The sequence below is a fragment of the Streptomyces sp. NPDC047117 genome (assembly GCF_040643545.1).
In the GTDB taxonomy this organism is placed as follows: domain Bacteria; phylum Actinomycetota; class Actinomycetes; order Streptomycetales; family Streptomycetaceae; genus Streptomyces.
The window spans coordinates 186,029-201,342 of record NZ_JBEYUN010000010.1; the positions used below are offsets into that span (position 1 = coordinate 186,029).

Consider the following 15,314-nt stretch of genomic DNA (forward strand, 5'->3'; position numbering starts at 1 on the left):
GCGGAAGGAGCAAGCCGATGGCCTCTCACGACCTCCGATCCGGCCTGCGGACGGCCGGTACGAGCCGGCCGGAGCACCGGCTGCGCAGCTACGCCCGGCTGGGCAAACTCGACGTCTTCGACTACTACTTGAGCATCCTGGTGGTGCTCGCGGCCGTACTGTTGCCACTCGCGCGGTCCGGCCCGGCCACCGCCACGATGCTCTTACTGTTCCTGCTCGGCCAGGTCTGCGTGATCATGGCGATGGTCGCCCTGGACGATGTGACCGGCTTCCGGGACGGCAGCGACACCGCCAACTACGGCCCGGACAACCCCCTGCGCAACAAGCTCCGCAAGCCCTTGGTGGCCGGCACCCTGACGGAGCATCAGGCGATGAGATTCGCCCGATGGACGGCCCTGGCCGGCGCGGCCCTGTGGGCGGGCGCCGTGGCCGTCGCCCCGCACCGGCCGCTGTGGGCGGTGGTGCTGACCGCGGCCCTGTTCGTGGTCTCCCTCCAGTACTCCTACGGCCTCAAGCTCAGCTACCACGGCTTCCAGGAGGCGTTCCTCGTCTGGCTGGGGCTGGTGCTGGTGGTGGCGCCGTACGGCTTCGCCGTGGGCCGCTTCTCGTGGTTCCTCCTCGTCCAGGGCCTGTTGTTCGGGTTCGGTCCGCTGATGTTCGGGGTGTACTCCAACACCAACGACGTCGAGGGCGACCGCGCCGTCGGCCGGCCGACCGTGGCGGCGCTGGTGTCGGAGCGCGGCAACGCGGTCTTCATCGGCTGCCTGTCGGCCGCCGAGTTCCTGCTCGGCGCGGTCGCCTCGGCGGTGGGACTCGCCCCGTGGTGGTTCGTGCTCCTGATGCTCCCGGCGACGGCGCTGCGGACCAAGCAGTTCGTCACCGGGTTCGTCCTCGGCGACATCATGCGGGCCCGGAAGACCGGGTTCGCGGTGCACCGGGTCGGCGTGGCGCTCCTGGTGACCGCGAACCTCCTCGTCGCCGCGGGGGCCGCCGCATGAGGCCGGACCTGGACGTGGCCGTGATCGGCGCCGGGATCGCGGGCCTCACCACCGCGCACGAACTGCGGCGGGCCGGGCTGACGGTGCGGGTGTACGAGGAACGGCAGCACGTCGGCGGCCGGATGCACAGCTTCCGGCACGACGGCTACACCGTCGACGAGGGCGCCGAGCAGATCTCCCGGCAGGGCTACCGCGCCACCTGGGAGCTGATCGAGCGGCTGGGCCTGCCCCGCGAGGAGGTGGCGCCGCTCGGCGGCCGGCTCGCGGTGTGGCGCGGCGGGAAGGCCCGGCCGGGTCTGGCGGAGCGGTCGGCGGTGGTCACCGGCGCCGGGCTCGGCCCGCGGGCCCGCATCGACCTGGCCCGCCTTCTCGGCCGGCTCGCGCGCCACGGCGAGGAGTTCGACACCGACCACCCCGAGCGGACCCCGCTGGGCAGCATCACCCTCCAGGAGCTGGCCCGGCGCTACCACCCCGACCTGCACGACTACCTCCTCCAGCCGGTCGCCGGCTGCTTCTTCGGCTGGGACACCGCGCGCTCCGCCGCGGCCCCGATGCTGAGCCTGCTGCGGGAGGTGGGCCCGCCCGCGGCCTGGCGTACGTACGCCGGCGGCATGGACCGCCTCGCCCGCGGGCTCGCCGCCGACCTCGACGTGGTGACCGGCTGCGAGGTGCACGAGGTCGTCGCCGACCGGGACTCGGCCGGCGTGCGCATCGGCAGCGAGGTCGTCACGGCACGCGCCGCGGTGCTCTGCGTACCGGCGCCCGTCGCGGCCCGGCTGCACGCCAACCCGGCCCCGGAGGTGGCCGCTTACCTCACCGCGTGCACGTTCACCCCCACACTGAAGGTGAGCTGTCTGCTGGACCGGCCGCTCGGCCCGGTGGCGGGCCGGCCGTCCTACCTCCTCCTCACCCCGGACGCGGAGGACAGCGCGCTCTCCGGCATCATCGCCGACCATGTCAAGCACCCGGCACGGGCCCCGGCGGGCAAGGGGCTGCTGACGCTCCTGGCGGACGCCCGCACCGTCCCCGAGCTGCTCACCGCGCCGCACCGGGAGGCCGTCGCACGCCTCACCACGGCGGCCCGGCGCTACGTACCGGGCCTGGAGAGCGCCGGGATGCGCACCTTCGTCCACGCGTTCCGGCACGGCCTGCCGGAGGCCACGCCCGCGGCGCTGAATCGCCGTGCGCGCTTCATGGCCCGCGCCACCGGACCCGTGGAGTACGCGGGCGACTGGGTGATGCTGCGGCCGTCCTCCGAGGGCGCCGTGCGGGCGGCAGCGCTCGCCGCCTCGCGGGTCATCGGCCGGCTGCGCGGCCCTCGCCCGAACGACGCGACCGACCGGAGGACGACGCATGAAGCCGCATGACATGGGGGTCCTGTTCGACGAGTGCGCCGAGCGGGGCCACGACACGGTGTTCCGGCTGGACCGGCCCTTCGACATCGCACCCGAGACCGGTACGACGCACTCCGTCGCCGGGCTGGCCGCCCTGGTCCAGGACATGGCGGGCCGGCTGGCCGCCGCCGGGGCCCGGCCCGGGGACCGGATCGCGCTCGTCAAGGACAACCACTGGGACTACGACCTGCTGGCCTGCGCCGCGGTACGCATCGGCGCCCTCCCCGCCCAGCTCTCCGGGCAGCTCCCGCCGGACGCCCTGCGGCTCCTCCTCGAACGGCTGCGCCCCGCCCTGCTCGTGATCTCCTCCGGCCTGCTCGAACGCTGCCGCGCCGAGGGCACCGACCTGCTGCCGGCCGCGGACGTCTGCGTCGTGCTGGACGGCGAGTTACCGGGCACCCTCGCCCTGGAAGCGCTGCAGGGGCACCCCGTACCGGCCCCGCGCCGCCGCCACGACGACGAGCCCCTGGTCATCAATCACACCTCCGGCACGACCGGCGTGCCCAAGCTGGTGGTCCACTCGACCCGCACGATCATCGGCAAGCTGGCCCGCTTCGAGACCGTGCGCTACCCGAAGATCGGCGTCCGGCGCACCGACTCCCTCCTCAACGCGAGCGCGTTCGCCCACGGCCGGACGTTCTGCTGGACCGCGAGCGTGCTCTGCCTGGCGCCGCGCCGGATCACGATCGTCACGGGCCAGGACCCGGACGCCGTGGACCCGTTGCTGCGGGAGGCGCCGCCGACGATCGTCGAGGCGCTCCCCGCCACGTTCGTCCGCTTCCGGCCGCTCACCGCACGCCTGGACAACCCCTTCCGCAACGTCCGGCTCTGCATCAGCACGTACGACGCGGTGCATCCGCCCACCCTCCGCGCCTACCTGCGCGCGAGCAGCCACCGCGCGCCGCTGTGGATGCAGGGCTGGGGCCAGACCGAGACCGGCCCGCTGACCTTCCGCTTCCACACCCGCCGCTCCGTGGCGGACGGCGCCGCCGGCCGTGCCGGCGCCCGCAACCTCGGCCGTCCCGTCCCGTTCAAGACCCGGCTGCGCGTGGTCGACGCCGACACGCTCGCCCCGCTGCCCCGCGGCCGGGAGGGCCTGGTGCTGGTCAGGACCTCGGCGCGCGGCCTCGCGTACGTCGGTGAGGACGGCCGGTGGGAGGCGAAGCAGCACGGCGGCTGGTGGAACACCGGCGACCTCGGCGTCCGGCACCGGAACGGCAGTGTCCGGCTGCTCGACCGCGAGGTCGACCGCGCGCACCGGCTCAGCTGCCTGGCCACGGAGGACGTCGTGGAGGACCGGCTGCCGGAGGTCCTGGAGTGCGTACTGCTCGCCACCCCGGGCGAGCCGCCCCTGCCCGTCGTGGTCACCGCGGACGGCACGCTGAACCCCGCCCGCTGGAAGGAGGCGGTGGCCGACCTCCCTGCCCTGCGCCCGCCCACCGTCCTGACCTGGGACGAGGTACCGCGCACGGGCACGGGCAAGGTGCGCCGCGGCGCCCTGCGGTCCCGGCTCACCGGCCGTACGGACACCTGCGGTTCCGGCCGGTGGACCTGACCGGCCCCGGCAGGAAGGAGGACCGAACCCATGTACCGCAGAGAGGCGGAGAGCACCCTGCGCCAGTCCCTGGAGACCGTGCCCGGTTACGTCTTCGACAACGACAGCGCCCACAGCCGGGAGCAGCACCGCTGCCTGGCCGCCGCGTACGACCCGGTGACCCTGGAGCGGCTGGCCGCGACGGGTGTCGGGGACGGCTGGCGGTGCCTGGAGGTCGGTTCGGGCGGCGGCAGCGTGGCCCGCTGGCTGGCCGGCCGGGTCGACCCGACCGGCGAGGTCCTGGCCACCGACGTCAAGCCGCACCACATCGTCGAGACACCGCGTCTGGTCGTGGCACAGCACGACGTGGTCACCGACCCGCTGCCCGAAGCGGCCTTCGACCTCGTCGTGGCCCGCCTCGTCCTCCAGCACCTCCCCGAGCGCCTGGCCGTGCTCGACAAGCTGGTACGCGCGCTCAAGCCGGGCGGCGTGCTCCAGATCGACGAGTTCGACACCTCCTACGAGCCGCCCCTGCTCGCCCCGGACACCCGCGCCGCGGAGCTGTACTCCACCTTCCTGCGGGCCAAGGCAGCGGCGATGCGGGCCGGCGGCGGCGACCCGCACTGGGGGCGCCGGGTACCGGCCGCCATGCGGGCCGCCGGGCTCGTCGACATCGATCCGCGGCCCTTCATCGAGCTGCGGCACGCCGATTCGGCGGGCCTCCGGCTCCAGCTGCACCACACCTACCACCTGCGCGGCAAACTGCTCGCCGAGGGCATGACCGAGGGCCAGCTGGAAGAAGTCAGGGCCCTGATGCGGGACCCGTCCTTCCGCGCGGCGTCCAGCATCCTGTACTCGACGCAAGGGCGCCGTCCCCTGCCGGGAGCCGGTTCATGACCGGACCGGCGCCGCACGCCGAGGCCGCGGTCGCGGAGCGCGTCGCGGCCCGCGCCCTGGACCTCGCGGACGCGCCCCGGGCTGGCCGGCCCCCGTACGAGATCGACTGGGCGGGCCCGGTCGGCCTGCCGCTGTCGGAGGAGCGCGCCGTGCAGGCGGCCTGCGGCATCATGCACGTCCACGGCCGCGCGGGCGGCCGCCCCGCGCCGCTCGCCGTCGACTACGCCTCGGCCGTGGCCGGTGTGCTGGCCGCGCAGGGCGCCCTGGCCGTCCTGATCGCGCGCTCCCGGGGGCTCGCGCTGGACGCGGTCCGTACCTCGGTCGCCCAGGCCGCGCTGCTCTCCGTCACGCAGTACCTCGCCGCCGCGACCGCCGACGACGGCCCGCCCGAGCCCTTCCCACCGGGCGACTGCTCGTGGACCACGTCCGACGGGGTGCTCTTCGAGTTCGAGACCCTGGACCCGCACCGCTGGCAGGCTTTCTGGCGGCTGCTCGGCGCGCCCCCGGCCGACGTCAGCCGCGGCTGGCTCCCCTTCCAGCAGCGCTTCGCCACCGCCACCTGCCCTCTGCCCCTCGGCCTGCACGAGGCGGTGGCGCGCGTACCGTTCCGGACCGTACGGCACGCCGCGGGGCAGGTGGGCGTCAGCGTGCTGACCGTCCGGGAGGACCCGTTCCCCCCGATGGGCATCCGGCCGTGGACCCGGACGCCGTTCCCGGAGCGGGCGGCCGGCCGCCCACTCCCGGCGCGGGAGCGGCCGCTCGACGGCCTGCGCGTCGTGGAGTCGACGCGGCGGGTGCAGGGCCCGCTCGCCGGGCACGTCCTGCGGCTGCTGGGCGCGCAGGTGATGCGCGTCGAACCGCCGGGCGGCGACCCGATGCGCGGCATCCCGCCGATGGCGGGCACCTGCTCGGCGCGGTTCAGCGCGCTCAACGCGGACAAGACCGTCGCGGAGATCGACATCACGACCGACGCCGGGCGGCGCGAGGTCCACGACCTGGTCGCCCGGGCCGATGTCTTCCTGCACAACTGGGCACCGGGCAAGGCGGCCCAACTCCGGCTGGACGCCGACGACCTGCGCCGCACCCGCCCCGGCCTGGTGTACGCCTGGGCCTCGGGCTGGGGCGACGCGCTCGGGCCGAGGCCGCCGGTCGGCACCGACTATCTGGTGCAGGCCCGCAGCGGCCTGGCGGCGGCGCTCCGCCCCGCCGAGGAGATGCCCGTCCCCTCCCTGATGACGCTCACCGACGTGCTGGGCGGACTGGTGTCGGCGCAGGGCGTGCTCGCGGCGCTGCTGACCCGCGTCCGGACCGGTCACGGCGGGCGCGTGGACTCCTCGCTGCTGTCCGCCGCCGCGGTGATCCCCCGCCGCCGGCGCCGGGTCGAATGGACGCCGCTGGACCACCCGTTGCGTACCGCGGACGGCTATCTCGCGCTGGGCCCCGGCGCCCGCGCCCGGCCGGAGCTGGTCGCCCGGCTCACCGGACCGGGCACGTCGGCTGACCTCGCCACGACGCTGCTCCGCTTCCGGCTGCGGCCGACGGGCTACTGGTCGCCGCTGCTGCACGAGGCGGGCCTGACGGCGACGCCGGTCTGCACCGACCTGCGGGACCTGCCCCGCGCCCCGGCCTTCCACCGGGTCCTCGCGAGCGCCGAGCACGTGTTCCCGCGCACCCCATGGGAGTTCACATGACCACCGCGGAAGCCCCGGCGACGGTATGGACCTCGCGGGACGGGATCGCCGTCCCCGACCTGGTGTCGGCGCGGTACCGCCGCGCGTGGGCCGCCGACGGCCACTGCCCGGACCGGGATCTGTACGCCCTTTTCGCCGGGCACGCGCGCCGGCACCCCGGCCGGGAAGCGGTCATCGACGCGGCGGGCGTGCTGGACTACGCCGCGCTCGCCGCCCGCGTGCGGTGCACGGCAGCCGCGTTCACCGCAGCCGGGCTGGGCGCACGGGACATCGTCGCGATCCGGCTGCCCAACGGGCGGGACGCGGTGGTGGCCGAGCTGGCGGTGGCCGCGATCGGCGCCGTGTCCCTGCCGTACCCGCCGGGCCGCGGCACACGCGACACGGTGAACCTGCTCGGCCGCGCCCGCGCTCGCGGCGCTGTCTTCTCCTCCCCGGACGACCTCGCCCTGCGGGGTCAACTACCTTACCTGCGTACGGTGTTCACCACCGGTGACGCCGCTCCCGGTGTCCGGCCGCTCCCCTCCCCCGGCGACGAGCACCACAGCACACCGCCCCCTGACTGGCGCCCGGCCGCCCCCGGTCCCGAGTCCCCCGCCCGCATCCTGGTCTCCTCCGGCTCCGAGGCCGAGCCGAAGATGGTCGCCTACTCGCACAACGCGATGGCGGGCGGCCGGGCCGCGTACGTACGCGCGCTGCACACCGACGGCACGCCGCCCCGGCATCTCGTCCTCGTCCCGCTCGCCTCGTCGTTCGGCTCCTGCGGGACGCCCGTCACGGTCGCCGCGCTCGGCGGCACCCTCCTCGTGCAGGACTCCTTCGACCCGGCCGGCGCCCTCCGCATGATCACCGAGCACCGTCCGACCCACGTCCTCGGCGTGCCGACCATGCTCCGCCGCCTCGCCGACCACCCGCCGCTCCCCGGCGAGGACCTCACCGGCCTGCGGGCACTCGTCGCCAGCGGCGCCGCCCTCCCGCCGGCCACGGCGGATGCTTGCCGACGGCGCTTCGGCCGCCCGGTCATCGCCGTGTACGGCTCCTCCGACGGCGTCAACTGCCACACCGCGGCGACCGGCCTCACTCCGGAGACCGGTACCGGCCGCCCCGACCCGGCGGTCGCGGAGATCCGCATCACCGCCGAGGACGGCACCGTCCTCGGCCCGGGGCGGCCCGGCGAGATCCTCGCCAGGGGCCCGATGACCCCGCTGTGCTACGTCGCGAGCCCGGACCTCGACGCGCGCTACCGCAGCGCGACGGGCTGGGTGCGCACCGGCGACCGCGGGCTGCTGGACACCGCCGGACGGCTGCACGTACTCGGCAGGCTCCGGCAGCTGGTCGTACGCGGCGGCTGGAACATCAGCCCCGCCGAGGTGGAGCGGGAGGTGGCGGCCCATCCCGCCGTCGCCGAGGTCGCGTGTGTCGCCGTACCCGATCCCGAGCTGGGCGAGCGGCTGTGCGCCTGCGTACGCGGAACGCCCGGCGCGCCCGCGCTGACGCTGGCGGCGCTCACCGCTTTCCTGGCGGACCGCGGCCTGGAACGCCGCAAGTTCCCCGAACTCCTGCTCAGCGTCGGCGAGATGCCGCTCGGCGCGACCGGAAAGGTCTGCCGCCGCACGCTGGCCTCCCGCGCCGCCGGGCTGCCGCTCCCCGTACGGCGTCGCTGAGGGCGGCCCGTCACTCCCAGACGACGACGTTGCGGCGTACCGGGACGGAGCCGGTGTCCGTCGCGAAGAGTTCCGGGGAGCGGGCCCGGACGCGTTCGACGTCGTCGAAGACGGCCCGGAGGTGGGTGCGCATGGCCGAGCGGACCAGGGCCGCGTCGCCCGCGAGCACCGCGTCGAAGATCTCGACGTGCTGGGCGGCGAACCCGTCCGGCGAGGCGGTCTCGTAGAGGCCGAGCCGGCGCGCCCGGTCCAGGTGGCCCTTGGCCGAGACGACGGTGGCCCAGGCGCTGCCGTGGCCGCTCAGCCGCAGCAGGGCGTGGTGGAAGGTCTCGTCCAGCTCGAAGAACTCCTCCAGGCCCAGGCCCGGCCGCCGCTGCTCCGCGAGATTGCGGCGCAGCTCCTCGACCAGCTCGGGGTCGAGCTCGGCCGGGAGGTCGTCCAGGGCCGCCAGCTCCACGGCCTCCCGCAGGAACTGCGCGTCGGCCACCCTGGCCGGGTCGACGCGGGAGACGAAGGACCCGACCTGCGGAAAGATCTGCACCAGGCCCTCCTGGGCCAGCAGGATCAGGCTCTCCCTGACCGGGGTCCGGCTCACCCCGAGGGACGCCCCGAGCTCGTTCTCGGACAGCGCGGCGCCCGGCGGGAGCTCAAGGGTCAGCACCTTGCGGCGCAGCGTCTCGTAGACGGCGCGGCGACTGGTTCGCTGCCGGTTCGATCGGGCCATGCGCTCATCGTATCGGGGCGCGCCGCTCTCGCCGTCCCGCAGGTCGATCGATGTTTCCAAAGTATTGCGCACCTGTACGACCAATGCTTGTATACCAGTACTGGTCGACCAGTCGCCCCGGGGCGACGTGTGCCGTACGCCCGGATCGGCGCAGGCCACCGGCCGCGATGCGGATTCCGAAGGAGCAAGATTTCTGTGAGCAAGATCGAGCGTGCCGAGGTCTTCGTCGCCTCACCGGGGCGGACTTTCGTCACCCTGCGCATCACCACGTCGGACGGCGTGACCGGCCTGGGCGACGCCACGCTGAACGGCCGCGAGCTGGCCGTGGCCGGCTACCTGCAGGACCACCTCGTCCCCCTGCTGATCGGCAGGGACCCGGCCCGCATCGAGGACATCTGGCAGTACCTGTACCGGGGCGCGTACTGGCGCCGCGGCCCGGTCACCATGACCGCCATCGCCGCCGTCGACACCGCCCTGTGGGACATCAAGGGCAAGGTCGCGGGCCTGCCCGTCTACCAGCTGCTCGGCGGCCGCTCGCGCGACGGCGTCATGGTCTACGGGCACGCCAGCGGCGCGGACACCCCCGCCCTCCTCGACGACGTCGACCGCTTCCTCGACCTCGGCTACAAGGCCGTACGCGCCCAGGCCGCCGTCCCGGACGTCGGCGGCACCTACGGAGTGCGCAAGGGCAAGGTCTACGAGCCGGCCGCGAGCGCGCTGCCCGAGGAGCAGCCCTGGGACACCGAGGCGTACCTGCGTTTCGCGCCCACCTACCTGGAGGCGGTCCGCGAGCGCTTCGGCTTCGGCTTCCACCTGCTGCACGACGTCCACCACCGGCTCACCCCGATCGAGGCGGCCCGCTTCGGCAAGCAGGTCGAGGACTGCCGGCTGTTCTGGATGGAGGACCCGACGCCGGTCGAGAACCAGGAGTCGTTCCGGCTGATCCGGCAGCACACCACGACGCCCCTCGCCGTGGGCGAGGTACTGAACTCGATCTGGGACGTCCAGCACCTGATCACCGAGCAGCTGATCGACTACGTCCGCACCAGCGTCGTGCACGCGGGCGGCATCACGCACCTGCGCCGCATCTTCGACCTGGCCGCGCTGTACCAGGTCAGGACCGGCTCGCACGGCGCGACCGACCTCTCGCCCGTCACCCTCGCGGCGGCCGTCCACCTCGACACCGCGGTCCCCAACTTCGGCATCCAGGAGTACATGGAGCACGCCGACGAGACCGGCGAGGTCTTCCGCAGCGGGGTGACGTTCGCCGACGGCATGCTGCACGTGTCCGAGGAGCCCGGCCTCGGCGTCGAGTACGACGAGAAGGCCGCCGAGCGCTTCCCGTACCAGGCCCGCTACCTGCCCGTCGCGCGCCGCCTCGACGGCTCCGTGCACGACTGGTGACCGCCATGACCTCCCCCGTACTGAACCTGGCCGCCCTGCCCCGCGTCCCGGAGCACCTGCGGCCGCCCGTCGACCCGCGCGAACTCCGGCCCCGCATCGTCCACTTCGGGCTCGGCGCCTTCCACCGGGCGCACCAGGCCCGCTACACGGAGAACGCCGCGTACCGCTCCGGGGAGCCCTGGGGCATTGTCGCCGTCGCCCCGCGTTCGGCCGGGACCGCGGCGGAACTGCGGGCCCAGGACTGCCTCTACTCGCTGACCGAGCTGCACCCCGCGGACACCGTCACCCGGGTGTCCGGGGCGATCGTCGAGGCGCTGGGCATGCGGCCCGGCGCCGCACGGCTCGACGCGCTGCTCGCCGCGCCCGACGTCTCCGTGCTGACCCTGACCATCACCGAGAAGGGCTACCACCGCCGCGCGGACACCGGTGCGCTGGACACCGCGGCGCCCGCGGTCGCCGCCGACCTCGCCGCGGCGGACACCGCGGCGCTCACCACCGTCGTCGGCCGGATCGCCGCCGGCCTCGCCGCGCGGATGCGCGCCGGCGGGGCCCCCGTCACCGTCGTGTCCTGCGACAACATGGCGGCCAACGGCGCCGCGCTCGGCCGGGTGGTACGCGACTTCGTCGCGGCGGCGCCGTGGCCGGACCGGCAGGCCGTACTGGACTGGATGGCCGCCTCGGTCGCGTTCCCCTCGACGATCGTGGACCGCATCGTGCCCGCGACCACCGAAGCGGACCGGCAGGCGGCGCGCGCCGCGCTCGGGGTGCACGACGCGCTGCCGGTCGTCGGCGAGCCGTACCGGCAGTGGGTCCTGGAGGACTCCTTCGCCGGCCCGCGGCCCCCGTGGGAGCTGGACGGAGCCCTGTTCGTACCCGATGTCGTGCCGTACCAGCTCACCAAGTTGCGGCTGCTCAACGGCTGCCACTCGGCGCTGGCCTACCTGGGCGCGGCGGCAGGCCGTACGACCGTCGCCGACGCCATGGCGGCCGGCTGGGGCGAGCGGCTCGTCCGGTCCCTGTGCGCCGAGATCGCCCCGACGCTGCCCGCCGGCGGCCCCGACCCGGCCGCGTACGCCGAGGACCTGGTCCAGCGGTTCGGCAACCCCGGCATCCGGCACCTGCTGCGCCAGATCGGCTCCGACGGGTCCCTGAAGATCCCGGAACGGTGGCTCGACGCCCTGCGGACGCTGCGGGCCGCCTCCGCCGCCACACCGGTGCTCGAACTCGCCCTCGCCGCCTGGGCCAACGCCACCCGACCCGCCGCCGACGGCGGCCAGCTGTTCGGCACGACCGACCCCGCCGCCGCGGCCCTCCGCCGCTGCTGGCAGGAGGGCACGGGCCCCGAGGACACGGTCCGCCGGCTGCTCCACACGCTCGGCGCCACGGACCTGGCCGCCGACCCCGGTCTGGTCACCGCCGTCGCCGCCCGGCTCCCGGCCCTGCGCGCCGGCCGCGTGGAGATCTGACCCGCCACCAGAACAGGCCCCCGAAAGCCCCGTACCGCCCGCTCCCGCACGGCCAGAGAACAACGGAGTTCCTCATGACGGACACGACACAGACGGAGCCGAACAGCCCCGCGCGGAGAACGACCCGCGACCTCACCAGGGCAGCCGTATCCGGCTGGCTCGGTACCGCCATGGAGTTCATGGACTTCCAGCTGTACTCGCTGGCGGCCGCCATCGTCTTCAACAAGATCTTCTTCCCCGACGTCAGCCCCGCCATCGGCCTGATCGCCGCCATGGCCACCTACGGCGTCGGCTACGTGGCCCGGCTCGCCGGCGCCCTGTACTTCGGCCGGATGGGCGACCGCATCGGCCGCAAGAAGGTCCTCTTCCTCACCATCCTGCTGATGGGCGCCTCGACCACGCTGATCGGCGTGCTCCCCACGTACGGCATGATCGGCATCTTCGCGCCGATCCTCCTGGTGGCGCTGCGCCTCGTCCAGGGCTTCGGAGCCGGCGCCGAGATCGCCGGCGCGACGGTCATGCTCGCCGAGTACGCGCCCGCCAAGCGCCGCGGACTGATCTCCTCCCTGGTCTCCCTCGGCACCAACTCCGGCACCCTGGCCGCCTCCGGCCTGTGGGCCGTCCTGCTCGCCGTGCTGAGCGAGGAGCAGCTGGTCTCCTGGGGCTGGCGGCTGCCGTTCCTGCTGAGCTTCGCCCTCATGCTCTTCGCCGTCTGGCTGCGCCGGAACCTCAAGGAGAGCCCGGTCTTCGAGGAGCGGGCCGACGTCGTGGACGGCGTGGCGATGTCCCGCGCCGAGGTAGCCACCGCCGTCGCCCACGACACCGTCGAGGAGCAGCAGCAGAGCGTCCTCGAAGCCGGCATCCGCCAGCGCAAGGGCAAGGCGTTCTTCCTCTCCCTGGGGCTGCGCTTCGGTCAGGCCGGCAACTCCGGCCTCGTCCAGACCTTCCTCGTCGGCTACATCGCCACCACGCTGGGCGCCGACCGATCCGTGCCGACCGACGCCATCGTCTGGGGCTCGCTGCTGGGCTTCGCCACCGTGCCACTGATCGGCCTGCTCGGCGACCGGTTCGGCCGCCGCCCGCTCTACATCGCGCTCACGGTGCTCACCATGGTGCTGGCGTTCCCGGTGATGCTGCTGATCGCCTCCGGCAGCACGGCCGGCGTCATGGCCGGCATGATCATCGGCCTCAACGTCGGCGTCCTGGGACTGTTCTCGCTCGAGAGCGTGACCATGGCCGAACTGTTCGGCGCCCGGACCCGCTTCACCCAGCTCGCGCTGGCCAAGGAGATCGGCGGCATCCTCGCCACCGCCATCGGCCCCGTCGTCGCGGCCACCCTCACCGCCGTCACCGGCAGCTGGTGGCCCGTCGCGGCGATGCTGATCGTCTACTCGCTCATCACCCTCGTCTCGATCGTCCTCGCCCCCGAAACGCGCGGGCGTGACCTGGTGCGTCTGGAGGACGCCGTATGAAGTCTGTTGTCGTCCACGGCCCCGGCGACCTCCGGATCGACGACCGCCCGGACCCCGTGCCGGGCCCCGGCGAGGTGCTGCTCGCCATGGAGTGGGGCGGGATCTGCGGCTCCGACATCGGCTACTGGAAGCACGGCGGAACCGGTACGGCCGTCCTCAAGGACCCGCTGGTGCTCGGCCACGAGGTCGCCGGCCGGATCGCCGCCCTCGGCGACGGCGTCACCGGCCTGACGGAGGGCCTGGCGGTCACCGTCCACCCGGCCACGCCGGTCGGCGACGAGCCGCTGCCCGAGCGGCTCGCCGGCCGGACCAACCTGCACCCCCGCATCCGCTACTTCGGGTCGGCCGCCTTCCATCCGCACACCGACGGCGGGTTCAGCGAGTACCGGGTGGTCCGCGCGGCGCAGGTCCGGCCGCTGCCGGAGAACGTGTCCACCGAACACGGCGCGCTCGCCGAGCCGTTGGCCGTCGCCCTGCACGCCGTGCACCGGGCCGGGGACGTCCGCGGCAAGACCGTACTGGTCAATGGGGCCGGGCCGATCGGCTCCCTGGTGGTGGCCGCGGCCAAGCACCGCGGTGCCGGCACGGTGATCGCCGCGGACCTCTCCGCCGCCTCCCTCGCGGTGGCGCGGGCCATGGGCGCGGACGAGACCGTCGACCTCGGGCAGGGCGCCGCGCTCCCCGACGACGTGGAGCTGGTCTTCGAGGCGTCCGGCGCCCCTGCCGCGCTGGGCCCCGTTCTCCGGGCGACCGCTCGCGGCGGCACGCTCGTCCAGGTCGGCAACCTCCCCGGCGCGGCGGCGCCCGCGGCCCTCGGCGACCTCGTCACCCGCGAGATCACCTGGGTCGGCTCGTACCGCTTCGCCGAGGAGATCGACGACGCGCTCGAAGCCCTGCGACAGGGCCTCGACGTGTCCCCCGTCATCAGCCACCGCTTCGGCCTGGCGGAGGCGGACCGGGCGCTGGCCGTCGCCGCCGACCGGAGGAGCGGCAGCAGCAAGGTCATGCTCCGTCTGGACCTGCGGACTCCGGGTCGGTGAACGTCCCGGAGTCCGGTGAGGTCCGCGGGCCGGGCAGCCGGGGTGCCGAGCGGGGCATGGCGTAGATGAGGGCGAGCACGGTCGGGACGGGCATGATCAGCACGACCCCGACCGTGCAGGCGGCCACCGCCTCGGGGACCGGGTTCCAGGCGCTGACCGGCGTACTGGTGGTGACGCCGATCGCCGCCGTGCCCAGGACCGCGTAGGAGACCGCGCAGGTGAAGGCGATGGGCAGTTCATTGCGCGGCGGCGCCGCCGGCTCCCCGGCCCGCCGCGTCCGTCTCCGCTGCCGCCGCCACACCGTCACGATCATCGCGGTACCGACCAGCAGCACGTACAGGGGCGACACCCATGATGCCCAGCCCGGCGGCTGCCGGCCGCCGAACACCACGTTGACGTAGTCGTGCGCGGCCGTGGAGAGCAGCAGCACGGTCAGTGTCGTGATGCCGTAGACGGATCTGCGGAGCAGCCGCTCCAGGGTGCGCATGGCCTCCTGGTGTCCGTCGGCGGTGGCCGTGCCCCCGTCCGGCTCCTCGTCGCTCTGCACCTCGACGTACGAGGCGAGCAGCCACGACATGCCGCTGATGACGGCGACGGCACCGACGACCAGCATGCCGCTGGCGATGAGGGACTCGGTCCACACGCGGCCGCACGCCTGCTCCGCGACGTCACCGGTGAGCAGCGAGAAGGCATAGCTGTCGAGGGCCAGGACGATGAATCCGGCGATGAACAATCGGAGGGTGGCGGTCCGGAGCGGGCTCATTCTGCGTTCGGTGAGGATCATGACGAATCCCGCGAACACGAAGCCTGCCAGGACGCCCGCGAGCTGCGAGTTGGCGGGCGCCGACGCGACGGCGCTCCAGCCCGTTCCCAGACAGGCGCCGTCCGGCGCGCCCGCCTCCGGCGGAGCCACCGCTCCGACGGTCGTACTTGTCACATCATCTGAAACGAAAGGCTGATGGAGGAGGTTACGGCCCGCTCCACAAGGAGCGAGCCGCGAAGCGTGACGAGCCGGGGAGCTGCGCCTTGGGCC

The 15,314-nt window shown here is 74.2% G+C and carries 12 protein-coding genes; 10 read left to right on the forward strand and 2 right to left on the reverse strand.

The features are described 5' to 3' along the window. Nucleotides 1-17: 17 nt before the first annotated feature. Genes ABZ840_RS21190 through ABZ840_RS21215 form a run of 6 tightly spaced genes read left to right on the forward strand, consistent with a single transcriptional unit; the run spans nucleotide 18 to nucleotide 8,175 of the window. Nucleotides 18-998, forward strand: coding sequence for a UbiA family prenyltransferase (locus ABZ840_RS21190; RefSeq protein WP_361561609.1), 981 nt, complete (start codon nucleotides 18-20; stop codon nucleotides 996-998). After that, nucleotides 995-2,365: an NAD(P)/FAD-dependent oxidoreductase gene (locus ABZ840_RS21195; protein ID WP_361561610.1), complete on the forward strand. Its 1,371-nt coding sequence runs from the start codon at nucleotides 995-997 to the stop codon at nucleotides 2,363-2,365. Before ABZ840_RS21190 ends, ABZ840_RS21195 begins: the two co-directional genes overlap by 4 nt. After that, the gene (locus ABZ840_RS21200; RefSeq protein ID WP_361561611.1) at nucleotides 2,352-3,947 is read left to right on the forward strand and encodes a class I adenylate-forming enzyme family protein; all 1,596 of its coding nucleotides are present in this window, start codon (nucleotides 2,352-2,354) and stop codon (nucleotides 3,945-3,947) included. The genes ABZ840_RS21195 and ABZ840_RS21200 overlap by 14 nt, the downstream gene beginning before the upstream one ends. Nucleotides 3,948-3,977: 30 nt before the next feature. Continuing rightward, nucleotides 3,978-4,823: a methyltransferase domain-containing protein gene (locus ABZ840_RS21205; protein WP_361561612.1), complete on the forward strand. Its 846-nt coding sequence runs from the start codon at nucleotides 3,978-3,980 to the stop codon at nucleotides 4,821-4,823. Continuing rightward, the gene (locus tag ABZ840_RS21210) at nucleotides 4,820-6,514 is read left to right on the forward strand and encodes a CoA transferase (protein ID WP_361561613.1); all 1,695 of its coding nucleotides are present in this window, start codon (nucleotides 4,820-4,822) and stop codon (nucleotides 6,512-6,514) included. The genes ABZ840_RS21205 and ABZ840_RS21210 overlap by 4 nt, the downstream gene beginning before the upstream one ends. Next, nucleotides 6,511-8,175, forward strand: coding sequence for a class I adenylate-forming enzyme family protein (locus ABZ840_RS21215; RefSeq protein WP_361561614.1), 1,665 nt, complete (start codon nucleotides 6,511-6,513; stop codon nucleotides 8,173-8,175). The genes ABZ840_RS21210 and ABZ840_RS21215 overlap by 4 nt, the downstream gene beginning before the upstream one ends. A 10-nt stretch (nucleotides 8,176-8,185) precedes the next feature. Here ABZ840_RS21215 and ABZ840_RS21220 read toward each other — a convergent pair whose 3' ends face one another. After that, entirely contained in the window at nucleotides 8,186-8,899 is a 714-nt protein-coding gene (locus ABZ840_RS21220) for a GntR family transcriptional regulator (RefSeq protein WP_361561615.1), read from the reverse strand. Nucleotides 8,900-9,094: 195 nt separating this feature from the next. Between ABZ840_RS21220 and manD the strand changes: the two genes are divergently transcribed. The 4 genes from manD (at nucleotide 9,095) to ABZ840_RS21240 (ending at nucleotide 14,281) form a co-directional block, all read left to right on the forward strand. Further along, nucleotides 9,095-10,303 carry a D-mannonate dehydratase ManD gene (manD, locus tag ABZ840_RS21225; protein WP_361561616.1) on the forward strand — a complete coding sequence of 403 codons (1,209 nt, stop codon included), beginning with the start codon at nucleotides 9,095-9,097 and terminating at the stop codon, nucleotides 10,301-10,303. Between the two features lie 5 nt (nucleotides 10,304-10,308). Beyond that, nucleotides 10,309-11,769, forward strand: coding sequence for a mannitol dehydrogenase family protein (locus tag ABZ840_RS21230; protein WP_361561617.1), 1,461 nt, complete (start codon nucleotides 10,309-10,311; stop codon nucleotides 11,767-11,769). Between the two features lie 74 nt (nucleotides 11,770-11,843). Then, on the forward strand, nucleotides 11,844-13,241 hold the full coding sequence (locus ABZ840_RS21235) for an MFS transporter (RefSeq protein WP_361561618.1): 1,398 nt from the start codon (nucleotides 11,844-11,846) through the stop codon (nucleotides 13,239-13,241). Then, entirely contained in the window at nucleotides 13,238-14,281 is a 1,044-nt protein-coding gene (locus tag ABZ840_RS21240) for an L-idonate 5-dehydrogenase (protein WP_361561619.1), read from the forward strand. The genes ABZ840_RS21235 and ABZ840_RS21240 overlap by 4 nt, the downstream gene beginning before the upstream one ends. Here ABZ840_RS21240 and ABZ840_RS21245 read toward each other — a convergent pair. Further along, nucleotides 14,244-15,194, reverse strand: a complete 951-nt coding sequence (locus ABZ840_RS21245; RefSeq protein WP_361561620.1) for a hypothetical protein — start codon at nucleotides 15,192-15,194, stop codon at nucleotides 14,244-14,246. The two genes, ABZ840_RS21240 and ABZ840_RS21245, sit on opposite strands and share 38 nt — an antisense overlap. Nucleotides 15,195-15,314: the final 120 nt, after the last annotated feature.

Bases quoted from the DNA above. Each gene is read 5' to 3' on its own strand.
- ABZ840_RS21240 (WP_361561619.1), top strand. From the start codon at position 13,238: ATGAAGTCTGTTGTCGTCCACGGCCCCGGCGACCTCCGGATCGACGAC.
- ABZ840_RS21200 (WP_361561611.1), top strand. From the start codon at position 2,352: ATGAAGCCGCATGACATGGGGGTCCTGTTCGACGAGTGCGCCGAGCGG.
- ABZ840_RS21215 (WP_361561614.1), top strand. From the start codon at position 6,511: ATGACCACCGCGGAAGCCCCGGCGACGGTATGGACCTCGCGGGACGGG.
- ABZ840_RS21235 (WP_361561618.1), top strand. From the start codon at position 11,844: ATGACGGACACGACACAGACGGAGCCGAACAGCCCCGCGCGGAGAACG.
- ABZ840_RS21220 (WP_361561615.1), bottom strand. From the start codon at position 8,899: ATGGCCCGATCGAACCGGCAGCGAACCAGTCGCCGCGCCGTCTACGAG.
- ABZ840_RS21230 (WP_361561617.1), top strand. From the start codon at position 10,309: ATGACCTCCCCCGTACTGAACCTGGCCGCCCTGCCCCGCGTCCCGGAG.
- ABZ840_RS21205 (WP_361561612.1), top strand. From the start codon at position 3,978: ATGTACCGCAGAGAGGCGGAGAGCACCCTGCGCCAGTCCCTGGAGACC.
- ABZ840_RS21195 (WP_361561610.1), top strand. From the start codon at position 995: ATGAGGCCGGACCTGGACGTGGCCGTGATCGGCGCCGGGATCGCGGGC.
- ABZ840_RS21190 (WP_361561609.1), top strand. From the start codon at position 18: ATGGCCTCTCACGACCTCCGATCCGGCCTGCGGACGGCCGGTACGAGC.
- ABZ840_RS21210 (WP_361561613.1), top strand. From the start codon at position 4,820: ATGACCGGACCGGCGCCGCACGCCGAGGCCGCGGTCGCGGAGCGCGTC.